The organism is Escherichia sp. E4385 (assembly GCF_963883145.1).
Taxonomy (GTDB): Bacteria; Pseudomonadota; Gammaproteobacteria; order Enterobacterales; family Enterobacteriaceae; genus Escherichia.
In genome coordinates this window covers 90,132-107,407 of sequence record NZ_CAWOOJ010000008.1, presented here as the reverse complement: position 1 = coordinate 107,407, position 17,276 = coordinate 90,132, and the positions used below count along the sequence as shown (strand labels likewise).

14 protein-coding genes and 2 tRNA genes are annotated in these 17,276 nt (G+C 51.6%); 2 read left to right on the top strand and 14 right to left on the bottom strand.

Going from position 1 to position 17,276, the window contains the following annotated elements; genetic code table 11:
* Positions 1 to 10: 10 nt before the first annotated feature.
* From pnp to AACS80_RS07835, 8 genes are all read right to left on the bottom strand, one after another.
* On the bottom strand, positions 11 to 2,146 hold the full coding sequence (pnp, locus tag AACS80_RS07870) for a polyribonucleotide nucleotidyltransferase (RefSeq protein WP_001298330.1): 2,136 nt from the start codon (positions 2,144 to 2,146) through the stop codon (positions 11 to 13).
* 244 nt (positions 2,147 to 2,390) lie between these two features.
* The gene (gene rpsO / locus AACS80_RS07865; protein WP_000059470.1) at positions 2,391 to 2,660 is read right to left on the bottom strand and encodes a 30S ribosomal protein S15; all 270 of its coding nucleotides are present in this window, start codon (positions 2,658 to 2,660) and stop codon (positions 2,391 to 2,393) included.
* A 148-nt stretch (positions 2,661 to 2,808) separates the two neighbouring features.
* Positions 2,809 to 3,753 carry a tRNA pseudouridine(55) synthase TruB gene (gene truB, locus AACS80_RS07860; protein WP_130204602.1) on the bottom strand — a complete coding sequence of 315 codons (945 nt, stop codon included), beginning with the start codon at positions 3,751 to 3,753 and terminating at the stop codon, positions 2,809 to 2,811.
* Positions 3,753 to 4,154: a 30S ribosome-binding factor RbfA gene (gene rbfA, locus AACS80_RS07855; protein WP_001040205.1), complete on the bottom strand. Its 402-nt coding sequence runs from the start codon at positions 4,152 to 4,154 to the stop codon at positions 3,753 to 3,755. The genes truB and rbfA overlap by 1 nt, the downstream gene beginning before the upstream one ends.
* A gap of 163 nt (positions 4,155 to 4,317) precedes the next feature.
* The gene (infB, locus tag AACS80_RS07850; RefSeq protein WP_130204600.1) at positions 4,318 to 6,990 is read right to left on the bottom strand and encodes a translation initiation factor IF-2; all 2,673 of its coding nucleotides are present in this window, start codon (positions 6,988 to 6,990) and stop codon (positions 4,318 to 4,320) included.
* 24 nt (positions 6,991 to 7,014) lie between these two features.
* A complete protein-coding gene (gene nusA / locus AACS80_RS07845; protein WP_130204598.1) occupies positions 7,015 to 8,502 on the bottom strand; it encodes a transcription termination factor NusA in 1,488 nt (495 codons plus the stop codon).
* Between the two features lie 27 nt (positions 8,503 to 8,529).
* The gene (gene rimP / locus AACS80_RS07840) at positions 8,530 to 8,982 is read right to left on the bottom strand and encodes a ribosome maturation factor RimP (protein ID WP_001300397.1); all 453 of its coding nucleotides are present in this window, start codon (positions 8,980 to 8,982) and stop codon (positions 8,530 to 8,532) included.
* 206 nt (positions 8,983 to 9,188) lie between these two features.
* Positions 9,189 to 9,265, bottom strand: a tRNA-Met gene (locus AACS80_RS07835).
* A 347-nt stretch (positions 9,266 to 9,612) separates the two neighbouring features.
* On the opposite strand from AACS80_RS07835, the gene argG reads away from it, so the two are divergent.
* On the top strand, positions 9,613 to 10,956 hold the full coding sequence (gene argG, locus AACS80_RS07830) for an argininosuccinate synthase (protein WP_130204596.1): 1,344 nt from the start codon (positions 9,613 to 9,615) through the stop codon (positions 10,954 to 10,956).
* A 275-nt stretch (positions 10,957 to 11,231) separates the two neighbouring features.
* Here argG and AACS80_RS07825 read toward each other — a convergent pair.
* From AACS80_RS07825 to rlmE, 6 genes are all read right to left on the bottom strand, one after another.
* Positions 11,232 to 11,318, bottom strand: a tRNA-Leu gene (locus AACS80_RS07825).
* A gap of 14 nt (positions 11,319 to 11,332) precedes the next feature.
* Positions 11,333 to 11,665, bottom strand: coding sequence for a preprotein translocase subunit SecG (secG, locus tag AACS80_RS07820; protein ID WP_001295556.1), 333 nt, complete (start codon positions 11,663 to 11,665; stop codon positions 11,333 to 11,335).
* A 227-nt stretch (positions 11,666 to 11,892) separates the two neighbouring features.
* Positions 11,893 to 13,230: a phosphoglucosamine mutase gene (gene glmM, locus AACS80_RS07815; protein WP_000071134.1), complete on the bottom strand. Its 1,338-nt coding sequence runs from the start codon at positions 13,228 to 13,230 to the stop codon at positions 11,893 to 11,895.
* Positions 13,223 to 14,071: a dihydropteroate synthase gene (gene folP / locus AACS80_RS07810; protein ID WP_115204343.1), complete on the bottom strand. Its 849-nt coding sequence runs from the start codon at positions 14,069 to 14,071 to the stop codon at positions 13,223 to 13,225. Before folP ends, glmM begins: the two co-directional genes overlap by 8 nt.
* 89 nt (positions 14,072 to 14,160) lie before the next feature.
* A complete protein-coding gene (ftsH, locus tag AACS80_RS07805) occupies positions 14,161 to 16,095 on the bottom strand; it encodes an ATP-dependent zinc metalloprotease FtsH (RefSeq protein WP_064529531.1) in 1,935 nt (644 codons plus the stop codon).
* Between the two features lie 99 nt (positions 16,096 to 16,194).
* The gene (gene rlmE, locus AACS80_RS07800) at positions 16,195 to 16,824 is read right to left on the bottom strand and encodes a 23S rRNA (uridine(2552)-2'-O)-methyltransferase RlmE (RefSeq protein WP_000145975.1); all 630 of its coding nucleotides are present in this window, start codon (positions 16,822 to 16,824) and stop codon (positions 16,195 to 16,197) included.
* Between the two features lie 126 nt (positions 16,825 to 16,950).
* Here rlmE and yhbY point away from each other — a divergent pair, with 126 nt between their 5' ends.
* Positions 16,951 to 17,244, top strand: a complete 294-nt coding sequence (gene yhbY, locus AACS80_RS07795; protein ID WP_001054420.1) for a ribosome assembly RNA-binding protein YhbY — start codon at positions 16,951 to 16,953, stop codon at positions 17,242 to 17,244.
* Positions 17,245 to 17,276 lie beyond the last annotated feature (32 nt).

Here is a 17,276-nt window from a genome sequence, read left to right as displayed (position 1 = left end):
AATGGCAACCTTACTCGCCCTGTTCAGCAGCCGGAGCTTCCGGTGCTGCAGCAGGTTGAGACTGCTCAGTCGCTTCTTTAATGCTCAGACGGATACGGCCCTGGCGATCAACTTCCAGAACTTTCACCGGTACTTCCTGACCCATCTGCAGGTAATCGGTCACTTTCTCAACGCGTTTGTCAGCGATTTGAGAGATGTGGACCAGACCTTCTTTACCGCCGCCGATGGCAACAAATGCGCCAAAGTCAACGATACGGGTCACTTTACCATTGTAGACGCGGCCCACTTCGATTTCTGCAGTGATCTCTTCGATACGACGAATAGCGTGTTTCGCTTTCTCGCCGTCGGTCGCTGCGATCTTCACAGTACCGTCATCTTCAATTTCGATGGTGGTGCCGGTTTCTTCGGTCAGAGCACGGATTACAGAACCGCCTTTACCGATAACATCTTTGATCTTGTCCGGGTTGATCTTGATGGTATGGATACGCGGTGCGAACTCAGAGATATCGCCACGCGGCGCGTTGATCGCCTGTTCCATTACACCCAGGATGTGCAGACGCGCACCTTTAGCCTGGTTCAGCGCAACCTGCATGATCTCTTTGGTGATACCTTCAATTTTGATATCCATCTGCAATGCAGAGATACCGTCGCGGGAACCCGCAACTTTGAAGTCCATATCACCCAGGTGATCTTCGTCACCCAAAATGTCAGACAGTACAACGTAGTTGTCGCCTTCTTTCACCAGACCCATTGCGATACCCGCAACGGCGGCTTTGATCGGCACACCTGCGTCCATCAGCGCCAGAGACGCGCCGCACACGGAAGCCATAGAAGAGGAACCGTTGGATTCGGTGATTTCAGACACAACACGTACGGTGTACGGGAATTTGTCCATATCCGGCATTACTGCCAGCACGCCGCGCTTCGCCAGACGACCGTGGCCAATTTCACGACGCTTCGGAGAACCGACCATGCCGGTTTCGCCTACGGAGTACGGAGGGAAGTTGTAGTGGAACAGGAAGGTGTCAGTACGTTCGCCCATCAGTTCATCAAGAACTTGCGCGTCACGTGCAGTACCCAGCGTTGCGGTAACCAGCGCCTGCGTTTCACCACGGGTGAACAGCGCAGAACCGTGAGTACGCGGCAGCACGCCAGTACGCACATCCAGACCACGGATCATATCTTTTTCACGACCGTCGATACGCGGTTCGCCTGCCAGTACGCGGCTACGAACAACATTTTTCTCGATAGCGTGCAGAATTTCACCCAGTTCGTTTTCGTCCAGGGTTTCATCTTCAGCAAGCAGCGTAGCGATGGTTTCAGATTTGATGACATCAACCTGCGCATAACGCTCTTGTTTGTCGGTGATGCGGTAAGCATCGCTCAGACGAGCTTCAGCCAGTGCAGCAACGCGCGCGTTCAGCGCTTCGTTTACCGGCTCCGGCTGCCAGTCCCAACGCGGTTTACCGGCTTCTTTCACCAGTTCATTGATGTTCTGAATAACAACCTGCTGTTGTTCATGACCGAACACTACTGCGCCCAGCATCTGGTCTTCGCTCAGCAGTTCAGCTTCAGATTCAACCATCAGTACAGCGGCTTCAGTACCCGCAACAACCAGATCCAGTTTGCTCTCTTTCAGCTCGTCCTGAGTCGGGTTCAGTACATACTGGTCATTGATGTAACCTACGCGGGCAGCACCAATCGGACCATTGAACGGAATACCAGACAGAGACAGTGCTGCGGAAGCACCAATCATCGCGACGATATCTGGGTTAACCTGCGGGTTAACAGAAACCACGGTGGCGATAACCTGAACTTCGTTGACGAAGCCTTCCGGGAACAGCGGGCGAATCGGGCGGTCAATCAGACGCGCGATCAGGGTTTCGCCTTCGCTTGGGCGGCCTTCACGACGGAAGAAGCTACCCGGGATACGACCAGCAGCGTAGGTACGCTCCTGATAGTTAACGGTCAGTGGGAAGAAGTCCTGACCTGGTTTGGCTTTTTTCTGGCCGACAACGGTAACAAATACCGCGGTGTCATCCATGCTAACCATAACAGCGGCAGTGGCTTGACGCGCCATCATGCCGGTTTCCAGAGTCACGGTGTGTTGGCCGTACTGGAATTTACGAACGATCGGATTAAGCAATGTAATACCCTTTTCTTTCTTAGACAGCACCTTACGGTACTGGTGTTAATACCCGATCTTCTGCGCATCCTCGCGACTAATGACAACCCTAACCCAGCCAAATGTGGGTAAAGCCTCTCATTAGCCGCGCGAACCTCTGCAACGGAAGATCATTCATAGCAACAATACATTAGTTTCCAGTGAATTGCTGCCGTCAGTTTGAAAAAAGGGGCCACTCAGGCCCCTTTTCTGAAACTCGCAAGAATTAGCGACGCAGACCCAGGCGCTCGATGAGCTGGGTGTAACGTGCTACGTCTTTACGTTTCAGGTAGTCGAGCAGTTTACGACGCTGAGAAACCATGCGCAGCAGACCACGACGGCTGTGGTGATCTTTTTTGTGCTCTGCAAAGTGGCCCTGCAGGTGGTTGATCTGTGCAGTCAGCAGTGCTACCTGAACTTCGGTAGAACCGGTGTCGTTTTCACCACGACCAAACTCAGAAACGATTTTAGCTGTTGCTTCAGTACTTAGAGACATTTTAAAACTCCAAAGTATATAGAATGAAAGGACGCCGATCTCTAATTCAGCGATCCCAGTGTACGTTACGCAAAGTGTTAAATATTTTACGCGACGTTAAGCGGCAGTATTCTACTCGTAGCGACCTGTTATCGCAAGACGGTTAACATTACGCCGGATATTCAACCACCAGGCGACGAGGCGCTACGCGGCCTTCATCGTCAATTTCACCCATACCGATAAACTTGCCATTCTCACCTTCTGTAACACGAACCAGTCCTTCCAGCGGCGCACCAGATGTACGAACTGGGTTACCATTTTTGAAGTAAACAGAAGACGTTAACGGAAGATTCACCACCGGATAGTCCGAAGCTGGACTGTCCATTGGCATCAGTAATGGATCAAGTAACTCCGCAGCCGGAATATCCTGCTGTTCAGCTTGCTCAACAAGTTCACGCAGGTGCTCCAGGGTCACCATCCGTTCAACCGGATATTTACTTACCGCCAGACGGCGCAGGTAAATAACATGCGCGCCACAGCCGAGTTTCTCACCCAGGTCGTCAACGATAGTGCGGATATAAGTGCCTTTTGAGCAGTGAATTTCCAGCTCCAGCTCATTGCCTTCATGGCGAATAAACAGCAATTCATAAACGGTAATCGGGCGCGCTTCACGTGGAACTTCAATGCCCTGACGCGCGTATTCGTACAGTTTTTTGCCCTGATATTTCAGTGCTGAATACATCGAAGGGATCTGTTCGATATCGCCACGGAAAGTATCCAGCGCCGCCGCCAGTTGCTCTGCGCTAAAGGTTACCGGACGCTCCTCAACGATTTGTCCATCGGCGTCAGAAGTATCGGTACGCTGTCCAAGACGCGCAATCACCCGATAGCGTTTGTCGGAGTCCAGCAGATACTGGGAAAACTTCGTCGCTTCCCCGAGGCAAATCGGCAACATGCCAGTTGCCAGCGGGTCCAGCGCACCGGTGTGTCCGGCACGGTTGGCGTTATATATACGTTTCACTTTTTGCAGCGCATCGTTGCTGGACATCCCCTGCGGTTTATCCAGCAACAAAACGCCGTTAATGTCGCGACCGCGACGACGAGGACGACTCATTAGTCCTCCTTGCTGTCGTCCGGGTTAACACGACGCTCTTCGTCATGTTTGACCACGCTGGTCACCAGGTTTGACATACGCATCCCTTCAACCAGTGAGTTGTCGTAGAAGAAGGTCAGTTCCGGCACGATACGCAGACGCATCGCTTTACCCAGCAGGCTGCGGATGAAACCAGAAGCTTCCTGCAACGCTTTGATGCCCGCTTTAACCGCGTCTTCATCTTTGTCGTTGAGGAACGTCACATATACTTTGGCATACGCCAGGTCACGAGACATTTCGACACCGGAAACGGTGGTCATCATGCCCAGACGAGGATCTTTAATTTCACGCTGCAGGATGAGAGCGATCTCTTTTTGCATTTCCTGCGCTACGCGCTGCGGGCGACCAAATTCTTTCGCCATAATAAATTCTCCTGACAAAAAAGGGGCTGTTAGCCCCTTTTTAAAATTAATTTCAGGTGGAAGGGCTGTTCACATAGGCCTGATAAGACGCGCCAGCGTCGCATCAGGCAATCCATGCCGGATGCGGCGTAAACGCCTTATCCCGCATGGAACCCTAAAAACCTTAAGCGATGGTACGTTGGATCTCGATGATTTCGAATACTTCGATCACATCGCCAGTGCGGACGTCGTTGTAGTTCTTAACGCCGATACCACATTCCATACCGTTACGGACTTCGTTAACGTCATCTTTGAAGCGGCGCAGGGACTCCAGCTCGCCTTCGTAGATAACAACGTTGTCGCGCAGAACGCGGATCGGGTTGTGACGTTTAACCACACCTTCGGTAACCATACAGCCTGCGATGGCACCAAATTTCGGCGATTTGAACACGTCACGAACTTCCGCCAGACCGATAATCTGCTGTTTCAGTTCAGGAGACAGCATACCGCTCATCGCCGCTTTCACTTCGTCGATCAGGTTATAGATGACGGAGTAGTAACGCAGATCCAGGCTTTCCGCTTCAATCACTTTACGTGCAGAGGCATCAGCACGAACGTTAAAGCCAACCAGGATGGCGTTGGACGCCGCAGCCAGGGTGGCGTCGGTTTCGGTGATACCACCTACACCAGAACCGATGATCTTCACTTTAACTTCGTCAGTAGACAGTTTCAGCAAGGAGTCGGAGATCGCTTCCACAGAACCCTGTACGTCTGCCTTCAGGACGATATTCACTTCGTGAACTTCGCCTTCGGTCATGTTGGCGAACATGTTCTCGAGTTTAGATTTCTGCTGACGAGCCAGTTTAACTTCGCGGAATTTGCCCTGACGGTACAGTGCAACTTCACGTGCTTTCTTCTCGTCACGTACAACGGTAACTTCATCACCCGCAGCCGGAACACCGGACAAGCCGAGGATTTCCACCGGAATGGACGGACCCGCTTCCAGCACTTCCTGACCCAGTTCGTTACGCATCGCACGAACACGCCCGTATTCGAAGCCACACAGAACGATATCGCCCTTATGCAGAGTACCTTCGCGTACCAGTACAGTAGCAACCGGACCACGACCTTTATCGAGGAAGGATTCGATAACCGCACCGCTCGCCATCCCGTTACGTACGGCTTTCAGTTCCAGGACTTCAGCCTGCAGCAGGATAGCATCCAGCAGTTCATCAATACCGGTACCCGCTTTTGCAGATACGTGTACGAACTGGCTTTCGCCGCCCCACTCTTCTGGCAGGATGCCGTACTGAGAGAGTTCGTTCTTAACGCGATCCGGATCGGCTTCTGGCTTATCGATTTTGTTCACAGCAACCACCACCGGAACACCCGCCGCTTTCGCGTGCTGGATAGCTTCGATGGTCTGCGGCATTACGCCGTCGTCTGCAGCAACAACCAGGACTACGATGTCCGTTGCCTGCGCACCACGTGCACGCATTGAAGTAAACGCGGCGTGCCCCGGGGTGTCCAGGAAGGTGATCATGCCGTTTTCAGTTTCAACGTGGTATGCACCAATGTGCTGGGTAATGCCGCCCGCTTCGCCAGAGGCCACTTTCGTTGAACGAATGTAGTCCAGCAGAGAGGTTTTACCGTGGTCAACGTGACCCATGATGGTCACCACCGGCGCGCGCGGTTCAGCCGCAGCACCCGTGTCACGGTCGCTCATTACCGCCTCTTCCAGCTCGTTTTCACGACGCAGGATAACTTTGTGGCCCATCTCTTCAGCAACCAGCTGTGCGGTTTCCTGATCGATAACCTGGTTGATGGTTGCCATTGCGCCCAGTTTCATCATCGCTTTGATGACCTGAGAGCCTTTAACCGCCATCTTGTTAGCCAGTTCACCAACGGTGATGGTTTCGCCAATCACTACATCACGGTTAACGGCCTGAGCAGGCTTCTGGAAGCCCTGCTGCAGCGAAGAACCTTTACGTTTTCCGCCTTTGCCGCCACGTACCGCTGCACGCGCTTCTTCGCGATCAGCTTTTGATTCAGCGTGTTTATTGCCTTTCTTCGGACGCGCTGCTTTCGCGTTACGACCACGGCCACGGCCGCCTTCGACTTCACGATCGCTTTCGTCTTCTGCCTGACGGGCATGTTGAGAGGTAGTAACGTGATAATCGCTGGAATCTTCAGTTGGTTCCGCGTTATCAGTCCATTTATTTTCTTCCGCCATACGACGTGCTTCTTCAGCAACGCGACGTGCTTCTTCTTCGAGTTTACGACGCGCTTCTTCTTCAGCTTTACGCTTGAGCTCTGCAGCTTCCTGCTCACGGCGGGCTTTTTCAGCCTGGGCGGTTTTAGTCATATCGTCTTGTTGATTGCTCACTTTGTCTTTTTCCGCAGCTTCACGTTTCGCTTGTTCAGCGGCTTCACGTTTAGCTTGTTCTGCGGCCTCACGTTCAGCTTTTTGTTGCGCCTCGCGTTTGGCCGATTCTTCTGCCTCACGACGGGCTTGCTCTTCCGCTTCACGCTGCGCTTGCTCTTCCGCCGCAAGGCGCTCGGCCTCTTGCGGGTCACGTTTCACAAAGGTGCGTTTCTTGCGGACTTCGATTTGTACCGATTTGCTTTTTCCACCGGTACCAGGAATGTTAAGGGTGCTGCGTGTTTTACGCTGCAGCGTTAATTTGTCCGGACCTGAATTTTTCTGGTTCAGGTGGTCAATTAAAGCCTGTTTCTCTTGTGCGGACACAGAGTCGTCAGCAGACTTCCGGATACCTGCATCAGCAAATTGCTGTACCAGGCGTTCCACGGAGGTCTGTCGCTCTGCGGCCAGCGTTTTAATCGTTACATCTGTCATGCTGTTCCTTCCTGCTACAGTTTATTACGCTTCGTCACCGAACCAGCAAATATTACGGGCAGCCATAATCAGTGCTCCGGCTTTTTCGTCGGTCAACCCTTCGATATCAGCCAGATCATCAATGCCCTGTTCGGCGAGATCTTCCAGCGTACAAACGCCACGGGCGGCCAGTTTGAATGCCAAATCACGATCTATCCCTTCAAGGTTCAGCAGATCGTCAGCCGGTTTGTTATCACCGAGGCTTTCTTCCTGGGCCTGTGCAATGGTGGCCAGTGCATTTTTAGCACGCTCACGCAGTGCTTCAACGGTCGGCTCATCAAGGCCTTCGATTTCCAACAGCTCTTTCATCGGCACATAGGCCAGTTCTTCCAACGTTGAGAAACCTTCTTCTACCAGGACAGTCGCGAAGTCTTCGTCAATGTCGAGATAACGGGTGAAGGTGTCAATCGCTGCATGCGCTTCCGCCTGATGCTTAGCCTGCAGGTCGTCAACGGTCATCACGTTGAGTTCCCAACCGCTGAGCTGCGAAGCCAGACGCACGTTCTGACCGTTACGGCCAATCGCCTGCGCCAGGTTACCGGCTTCAACGGCGATATCCATGGTGTGTTTATCTTCATCCACCACGATAGAAGCAACGTCTGCCGGTGCCATCGCATTAATCACGAACTGCGCCGGATTATCATCCCACAGAACGATATCGATACGCTCGCCGCCCAGTTCAGTAGAAACCGCCTGAACACGCGCGCCACGCATACCTACGCAAGCACCTACCGGATCGATACGTTTATCGTTGGTTTTCACCGCGATTTTCGCACGAGAACCCGGGTCGCGAGCCGCTGCTTTAATTTCAATCACTTCTTCGCCGATTTCTGGCACTTCAATGCGGAACAGTTCGATCAGCATTTCCGGCTTGGAACGGGTAACGAACAGTTGCGCGCCACGCGCTTCCGGGCGAACGGAATAAAGCACGCCACGAACGCGGTCGCCAGGGCGGAAGTTTTCACGCGGCAGCATATCTTCGCGCAGGATCACGGCTTCAGCGTTGTTGCCCAGATCCAGAGAGATGTTGTCGCGGTTTACTTTTTTCACCACGCCGGTGATGATTTCACCTTCGTGTTCACGGAACTGATCAACCACCATCGCACGTTCGGCTTCACGCACTTTCTGCACGATAACCTGTTTTGCCGTCTGGGTGGTGATACGGTCAAAGGTAACAGACTCAATCTGATCTTCAACGTAATCGCCCAGGTTCAGGCTTTCATCTTCATAACGTGCGGCTTCAAGGGTGATTTCCTTGGTCGGCTGGGTGACTTCATCAACAACTAACCAGCGACGGAAGGTGTCAAAATCACCGCTTTTGCGATCGATCTGTACGCGGACGTCGATCTCTTGTTCATATTTTTTCTTTGTTGCTGTCGCCAGCGCGCTTTCCAATGCTTCGAAAATCTTCTCGCGAGGTAGCGCCTTTTCATTGGATACGGCTTCAACTACAGCCAAAATTTCTTTGTTCATCGCGGGCTTTTCACCTCATCCAGACTATTAAAAGTGGGGAACCAGGTTCGCCTTCTGGATATTACTCAGCGCGAACACTTCATCTTTACCTTCGACGGTAACTGTGATCATTTCACCGTCTACCGCTTTGATAACGCCCTGCCATTTACGACGGTTTTGTACCGCCATACGGAGAACCAGAGTCACCTCTTCTCCGACAAAACGGGCGTAGTGTTCAGCCGTGAACAGTGGGCGATCGAGACCCGGTGAGGAGACTTCCAGGTTATAAGCAACGGTGATGGGATCTTCAACATCCAGCACAGCACTTACCTGGTGGCTCACATCAGCACAATCATCAACATTGATGCCATCTTCACTATCAATATAGATGCGCAGTGTGGATGTGCGACCGCGAATAAACTCGATGCCAACCAGCTCAAAACCCAGGGCCTCAACTGGCGCAGTAATCATCTCTGTTAATTTTTGCTCTAATGTGGACAAGCCCACCCCCAAGACATAAAAAAAGGGCCTAAAGCCCAGTTATTCTGTAGTCAGATAACAAAAAACCCCGATAAATCGGGGCTTTATATAACTGAACCCTATAACCGCAACTGCGGTCTGGAGCACTTTCCAGAAGGATTTTTTCAAATCCCACTACGAAGGCCGAAGTCTTCACAGTATATTTGAAAAAGAACTCTAAGGGAAAGTGGTTGCGGGGGCCGGATTTGAACCGACGACCTTCGGGTTATGAGCCCGACGAGCTACCAGGCTGCTCCACCCCGCGCCTGAAACGTGGCAAATTCTACTCGTTTTGGGTAAAAAATGCAAATACTGCTGGGATTTGGTGTACCGAGACGGGACGTAAAATCTGCAGGCATTATAGTGATCCATGCCACATTTTGTCAACATTTATTGCTAATCACATGAATGAATATCCAGTTCACTTTCATTTGTTGAATACTTTTGTCTTCTCCTGCTCTCCCTTAAGCGCATTATTTTACAAAAAACACACTAAACTCTTCCTGTCTCCGATAAAAGATGATTAAATGAAAACTCATTTATTTTGCATAAAAATTCAGTTAGAGCGGAAATCCAGGCTCATCATCAGTTAATTAAGCAGGGTGTTATTTTATGACGACGATTCTCAAGCATCTCCCGGTAGGTCAACGTATTGGTATCGCTTTTTCTGGCGGTCTGGACACCAGTGCCGCACTGCTGTGGATGCGAAAAAAGGGAGCGGTTCCTTATGCATATACTGCAAACCTGGGCCAGCCAGACGAAGAGGATTATGATGCGATCCCTCGTCGTGCCATGGAATACGGCGCGGAGAACGCTCGTCTGATCGACTGCCGCAAGCAGTTGGTCGCCGAAGGTATTGCCGCTATTCAGTGTGGCGCTTTCCATAACACTACTGGCGGCCTGACCTATTTCAACACGACGCCGCTGGGCCGCGCCGTGACCGGCACCATGCTGGTTGCTGCCATGAAAGAAGATGGCGTGAATATCTGGGGTGACGGCAGCACCTATAAAGGAAACGATATCGAACGTTTCTATCGTTACGGTCTGCTGACCAATGCTGAACTGCAGATTTACAAACCGTGGCTTGATACTGACTTTATTGATGAACTGGGCGGCCGTCATGAAATGTCTGAATTTATGATTGCCTGCGGTTTCGACTACAAAATGTCTGTCGAAAAAGCCTACTCCACGGACTCCAACATGCTTGGTGCAACGCATGAAGCGAAGGATCTGGAATACCTCAACTCCAGCGTCAAAATCGTCAACCCGATTATGGGCGTGAAGTTCTGGGATGAGAGCGTGAAGATCCCGGCAGAAGAAGTCACAGTACGCTTTGAGCAAGGTCATCCAGTGGCGCTGAACGGTAAAACCTTTAGCGACGACGTAGAAATGATGCTGGAAGCTAACCGTATCGGCGGTCGTCACGGCCTGGGCATGAGCGACCAGATTGAAAACCGTATCATCGAAGCGAAAAGCCGTGGTATTTACGAGGCTCCGGGGATGGCACTGCTACATATCGCTTATGAACGTCTGTTGACCGGTATTCACAACGAAGACACCATTGAGCAGTATCATGCACATGGTCGTCAGTTGGGCCGTCTGCTGTACCAGGGGCGTTGGTTTGACTCCCAGGCGCTGATGCTGCGGGACTCTCTGCAACGCTGGGTTGCCAGCCAGATCACTGGTGAAGTGACGCTGGAACTGCGTCGCGGGAACGACTACTCGATCCTCAATACCGTCTCTGACAACCTGACCTATAAAGCAGAGCGTTTGACCATGGAGAAAGGCGACTCTATGTTTACGGCTGAAGATCGTATTGGTCAACTGACCATGCGTAACCTGGATATTACCGATACCCGCGAGAAGCTGTTCGGTTATGCCAAAACTGGACTGCTCTCCTCCTCCGCCTCTTCGGGCGTGCCGCAGGTGGAGAATCTGGAAAATAAAGTTAAGTAATCTCAGAGCTTTCATGCTAAAGGCCGCCGATGCGGCCTTTTTTACGACCAATATAATGTGATCGCGCATAACGATTTAGATGTCTGTTCCAGCAAAGCTGGCCAATGTCATGAGTTGATTAATATCGCTTGTCGCATGCAAAACTGAAGCTGAACGAACTATTGCGCCGATTCGTTTGACGTTCGAAAGACTACGGAAATTGGTCAAGTTGATGACATTCAGGACGGGTCATTAAAACGAAAAAAGACGCTTTTCAGCGTCTCTTTTCTGGAATTTGGTACCGAGGACGGGACTTGAACCCGTAAGCCCTATTGGGCACTACCACCTCAAGGTAGCGTGTCTACCAATTCCACCACCTCGGCACGGATACTACTTTTTAGTTCGGGATATCGCTGGTCGGCTTAGCCGGAGCAGCTGGCTGAGTTTGTTCGGTTTTCGCCGGCGCACTCAGGTTTTCCCATTCGCTACCTTTATTGGTTTTGTTGCTGTTGATGTTACCCAGCACCAGACTGATGATGAAGAATAACGTTGCCAGCAGCGCCGTCATGCGGGTCATGAAGTTACCAGAACCACTTGAACCAAACAGCGTAGCGGAAGCGCCTGCTCCGAAGGAGGCTCCCATATCAGCGCCTTTACCTTGCTGCAGCATGATCAGACCTACAAGACCAATTGCTACAATAAGGAAAACTACTAAAAGAGCTTCGTACATAATCAACCTGTTCCTTGCGGAGTTGCCGCGTACCAGTGCTTCAACCAATAAAGCGGGAGTTTTTAATCTTTCCCACTGAAGCGGGTGTGAATACTAACCAAAGCGAATGACCTTCGCAAGGGCAATTTTATCGCATTGTATCAACTGCGGAAAAAAACAGCAAAACCGATGTGCTTAAGAAGAACAAAGGCGACAAGCGCCGCCTTTTTAGCCAGTTAGCAATCGAATCAAACGGCTTTTACCGCGTCAGCGATGCGATGCGCAAATTCGGTTACCTGCGCTTCGTCTTCACCTTCTACCATCACGCGAATTAACGGCTCGGTGCCAGATTTACGCAGCAACACGCGTCCACGGTTGCCCAGTGCAGCTTCAACCTCTGCGGTCACGGCTTTAACTGACTCATGCTCAAGCGGATCGCCGCTACCTGCGGTGTAACGCACATTAACCAGAATCTGCGGGAACATTTTCATGCCGCTGCAAAGGTCGTGCAGGCTCATATGGTTACGCGCCATCGCCGCCAGCACCTGCAAACCAGCAACGATGCCGTCACCGGTAGTGGTTTTATCCAGCAGGATCACATGACCGGAGTTCTCGGCACCGATGCGCCAGCCTTTCTCCTGCATTTTTTCCAGTACGTAGCGGTCGCCCACTTTCGCACGAGCAAATGGAATACCTAACTGTTTCAGCGCCAGTTCCAGCCCCATGTTGCTCATCAATGTACCCACCGCGCCACCACGCAGCTGGCCCTGACGAAGACCTTCACGCGCGATGATATACATGATCTGATCGCCATCGACTTTATTGCCTTCATGGTCAACCATAATCACGCGGTCGCCGTCACCGTCAAAGGCGATACCGAGATCTGCTTTTTCAGCCAGTACGCGCGCCTGTAACGCACGAACATCAGTTGCGCCCACTTCGGCATTGATGTTTACGCCGTTCGGCTCACAACCGATAGCGATAACGTTCGCCCCCAGTTCACGCAGCACGTTCGGCGCGATGTGATAAGTCGCACCGTTTGCGCAATCCACCACAATCTTCAGTTCACTGAGGCTAAGTTCGTTCGGGAACGTGGCTTTGCAAAACTCGATATAGCGGCCCGCAGCATCAACGATACGGCTGGCTTTACCCAGTTCTGCCGAATCAACGCAGCTGATCTCTTTTTCCATTTCAGCTTCAATGGCTTCTTCAACTGCATCCGGCAGCTTGGTGCCGTCAATAGAAAAGAATTTGATCCCGTTATCATAGAATGGGTTATGTGATGCAGAAATTACAATCCCAGCTTCGGCGCGGAAGGTACGCGTCAGATAAGCCACGGCCGGTGTTGGCATTGGACCGGTAAAGAGCGCGGAAAGACCGGCAGCCGCCAGACCCGCTTCCAGCGCCGACTCCAGCATATAGCCAGAAATACGGGTGTCTTTACCAATAATAATCTTACGGGAGCCGTGGCGCGCCAGCACTTTACCCGCAGCCCACCCCAGCTTAAGCACAAAATCAGGCGTGATCGGCGCATCCCCAACACGACCACGAATCCCATCGGTACCGAAATATTTACGATTACTCATAGCGTTTGTTTTCCTTTGCAGACAGAGTGGCTTCCACCACTCGCATCGCTTCTACGGTTTCTTTGACGTCATGAACACGAATAATGTGCGCGCCTTGCATTGCGGCAATGACCGCACAGGCCAGACTACCGCTCAGGCGCTCGGACGGCCCCACGTTCAACAGCTGTCCAATCATCGATTTTCGTGACATACCCACCAACAGCGGCAGGTTGAAATGATGAAATTCAGCCAGACGCGCCAGTAATGCATAGTTGTGATGGAGATTTTTACCGAAACCGAATCCGGGGTCGAGCAACAATTTCTCTTTTGCGATACCAGCCTGTTCGCAGCGTGCTATTTGCTCAACAAAGTAGCGATTTACCTCGGCAAAGACATCGTCATACTTTGGTGCTTCCTGCATGGTCTTTGGGTTTCCCTGCATATGCATCAGGCAAACTGGCAAACCAGTTTCAGCAGCAGCTTCCAGGGCGCCGGGTTCGGAAAGGGAGCGGATATCATTAATGATGTGAGCGCCTGCTTTCGCTGACTCACGGATCACTTCTGGTTTGGATGTATCCACTGAGATCCAGACTTCAAAGCGTTGCGCAATTGCCTCAACCACAGGAATAACACGTTGCAACTCTTCTTCAACGCTCACTTCCGCAGCCCCTGGACGTGTGGACTCGCCGCCAACGTCAATGATCGTTGCGCCAGCATTGATCATCAGATTCGCATGTTTCACCGCATCAATCAGCGAATTATGCGTGCCGCCATCGGAGAAAGAATCAGGCGTGACGTTGAGGATCCCCATTACGTGAGGATGGCTAAGGTCCAGTGAAGTGCCCTGGGCAAAGAGTTTCATGGTGTTATCCCTGGTATGAATTGATAAGAAAAAACCCCGGAGCACGCCCCGGGGTTTTCGGTACAAATACAGTCATCTGATGCGGGAACTTACTTGTCGCCTAACTGCTCTGACATGGTGTTACCCGGGTTCGGCGTACGCGGTTCATCAACCGGACGCGGAGCCTTTGGGCTACCATTGTCGCCAGAATTGTTAGAAGCGCCAGGTTCTTCCCAGCCCGCTGGCGGACGTACATCTCGACGTGCCATCAGGTCGTCAATCTGCGGTGCATCGATGGTTTCATATTTCATGAGCGCATCTTTCATTGCATGCAGAATATCCAGGTTGTCGTTCAACAACTGACGCGCACGATTGTAGTTACGCTCAATCAGTAACTTCACTTCCTGGTCGATGATACGCGCAGTTTCATCGGACATATGTTTCGCTTTCGCCACGCTACGACCGAGGAACACTTCACCCTCTTCTTCCGCGTACAGCAGCGGACCAAGTTTTTCGGAGAAGCCCCACTGAGTCACCATGTTACGTGCCAGGTTGGTCGCAACTTTAATATCGTTGGACGCACCGGTAGAAACATGTTCCGGCCCGTAGATGATCTCTTCTGCCAGACGACCACCGTACAGCGTAGAAATCTGGCTTTCCAGTTTCTGACGGCTGGCGCTGATTGCGTCGCCCTCAGGCAAGAAGAAAGTCACACCCAACGCACGTCCGCGCGGGATAATCGTCACTTTGTGCACCGGATCGTGTTCCGGCACCAGGCGACCGATAATCGCATGGCCTGCTTCGTGGTATGCAGTCGATTCTTTCTGCGCTTCCGTCATCACCATGGAGCGACGTTCCGCACCCATCATGATTTTGTCTTTCGCTTTTTCGAACTCAACCATCGACACAACGCGTTTGTTGCCACGAGCAGCGAACAGTGCCGCTTCGTTCACCAGGTTCGCCAGATCAGCACCGGAGAAACCAGGAGTACCACGGGCAATGATTGCCGCGTCGATATCGGGTGCCAATGGTACGCGACGCATGTGAACTTTCAGGATCTGCTCACGACCGCGAACATCTGGTAAGCCAACCACAACCTGACGGTCGAAACGGCCAGGACGCAGCAGCGCCGGGTCCAGAACGTCCGGACGGTTAGTCGCGGCGATAACGATGATACCTTCGTTACCTTCGAAGCCATCCATCTCAACCAGCATCTGGTTCAGAGTCTGTTCACGTTCATCGTGACCACCGCCCAGGCCTGCGCCACGTTGGCGGCCGACGGCGTCGATTTCATCGATAAAGATGATACACGGTGCCGCTTTCTTCGCCTGTTCGAACATGTCACGAACACGGGATGCACCCACACCGACGAACATTTCTACGAAGTCAGAACCGGAGATAGTAAAGAACGGAACTTTCGCTTCGCCTGCAATCGCTTTCGCCAGCAGCGTTTTACCGGTACCCGGAGGACCGACCATCAGGACGCCTTTCGGGATCTTACCGCCGAGTTTCTGGAAGCGGCTTGGCTCGCGCAGATACTCAACCAGTTCAGCAACTTCTTCTTTTGCTTCGTCGCAGCCCGCAACGTCAGCAAAGGTCGTTTTGATCTGATCTTCCGTCAGCATGCGCGCTTTGCTCTTACCGAACGACATGGCACCTTTACCACCGCCGCCCTGCATTTGACGCATAAAGAAGATCCAGACACCAATCAGCAACAGCATCGGGAACCAGGAGATGAAGATAGAAGCCAGCAGGCTTGGCTCTTCAGGCGGTTCACCGACAACCTTGACGTTCTTGGTCAGCAGGTTATCCAGTAACTTCGGATCCTGAACCGGAATGTAAGTGGTATAACGGTTACTATCTTTCTTGGTAACGTTGATTTCACGTCCGTTGATACGCGCTTCACGAACCTGGTCGTTATTGACCTCTTGTAGGAAGGTAGAGTAATCCACCTTACGTCCATTAGACTCGCTGGGCCCAAAGCTCTGGAATACTGACATCAGCACAACGGCAATGACCAGCCAGAGTATTAGGTTTTTCGCCATGTCACTCAAGGGATTAACCTCTTATTACAACTGTGTTAAAAACAGCGTCAGGATACTCTATATCCAGCATCTTTCAAACTTTCGTCTGAAATCTCCCGGTTAGGGTTTACGCCCGGTCGCTACAATATACACTTCCCGCGAACGTGCACGAGAAGAGTCCGGCTTACGAACTTTGACCTTCGTAAACAGGGAGCGAATTTCCCTTAGATACTCATCGAAACCTTCGCCCTGGAACACCTTCACTACAAAACTGCCACCTGGCGCTAATACATCACGACACATTTCTAGCGCCAGTTCCACCAGATACATGGCACGGGGGATATCCACCGCCGGTGTTCCGCTCATGTTTGGTGCCATATCGGACATGACAACCTGGACTTTGCTGTCGCCTACGCGCTCCAGCAGTGCTTTCATCACCAGTTCATCACGAAAATCGCCCTGAAGAAAGTCCACACCAACGATAGGATCCATAGGTAAAAGATCGCAAGCGATGATACGGCCTTTGCCGCCAATTTGGGTGACCACATATTGTGACCAACCACCTGGCGCAGCACCAAGGTCGACAACCGTCATTCCCGGTTTAAAGAGTTTGTCACTTTGCTGTATTTCATCAAGTTTAAACCAGGCACGGGAACGTAACCCCTTTTTCTGTGCCTGTTGAACATATTTATCGCTAAAGTGTTCCTGAAGCCAGCGACTGGAGCTGGCAGAACGCTTCTTACCTGTCATTTAACTTTCCCATTGGGATAACTCATCGTAACCAATTGCGTAAATTTTTACGCGCCTATTTGGCGATATATGGGAGATGGCGGTAGAATGACCCGTTTTCAATCCCAACGTAAGCAAAAAAATACGATGAATCTGAGTACTAAACAAAAACAGCACCTGAAAGGTCTGGCACATCCGCTCAAGCCAGTTGTTCTGCTTGGCAGTAATGGTTTGACCGAAGGGGTGCTGGCCGAGATTGAACAAGCGTTAGAGCACCATGAACTCATCAAGGTGAAAATCGCCACTGAAGATCGCGAAACTAAAACCTTGATCGTGGAAGCTATCGTGCGCGAAACCGGCGCCTGTAATGTACAGGTCATCGGTAAAACGCTGGTGCTTTATCGTCCAACTAAAGAACGTAAAATCTCGCTGCCACGCTAAGATTATCCTAAAGTTACACACATTTGCTGTGT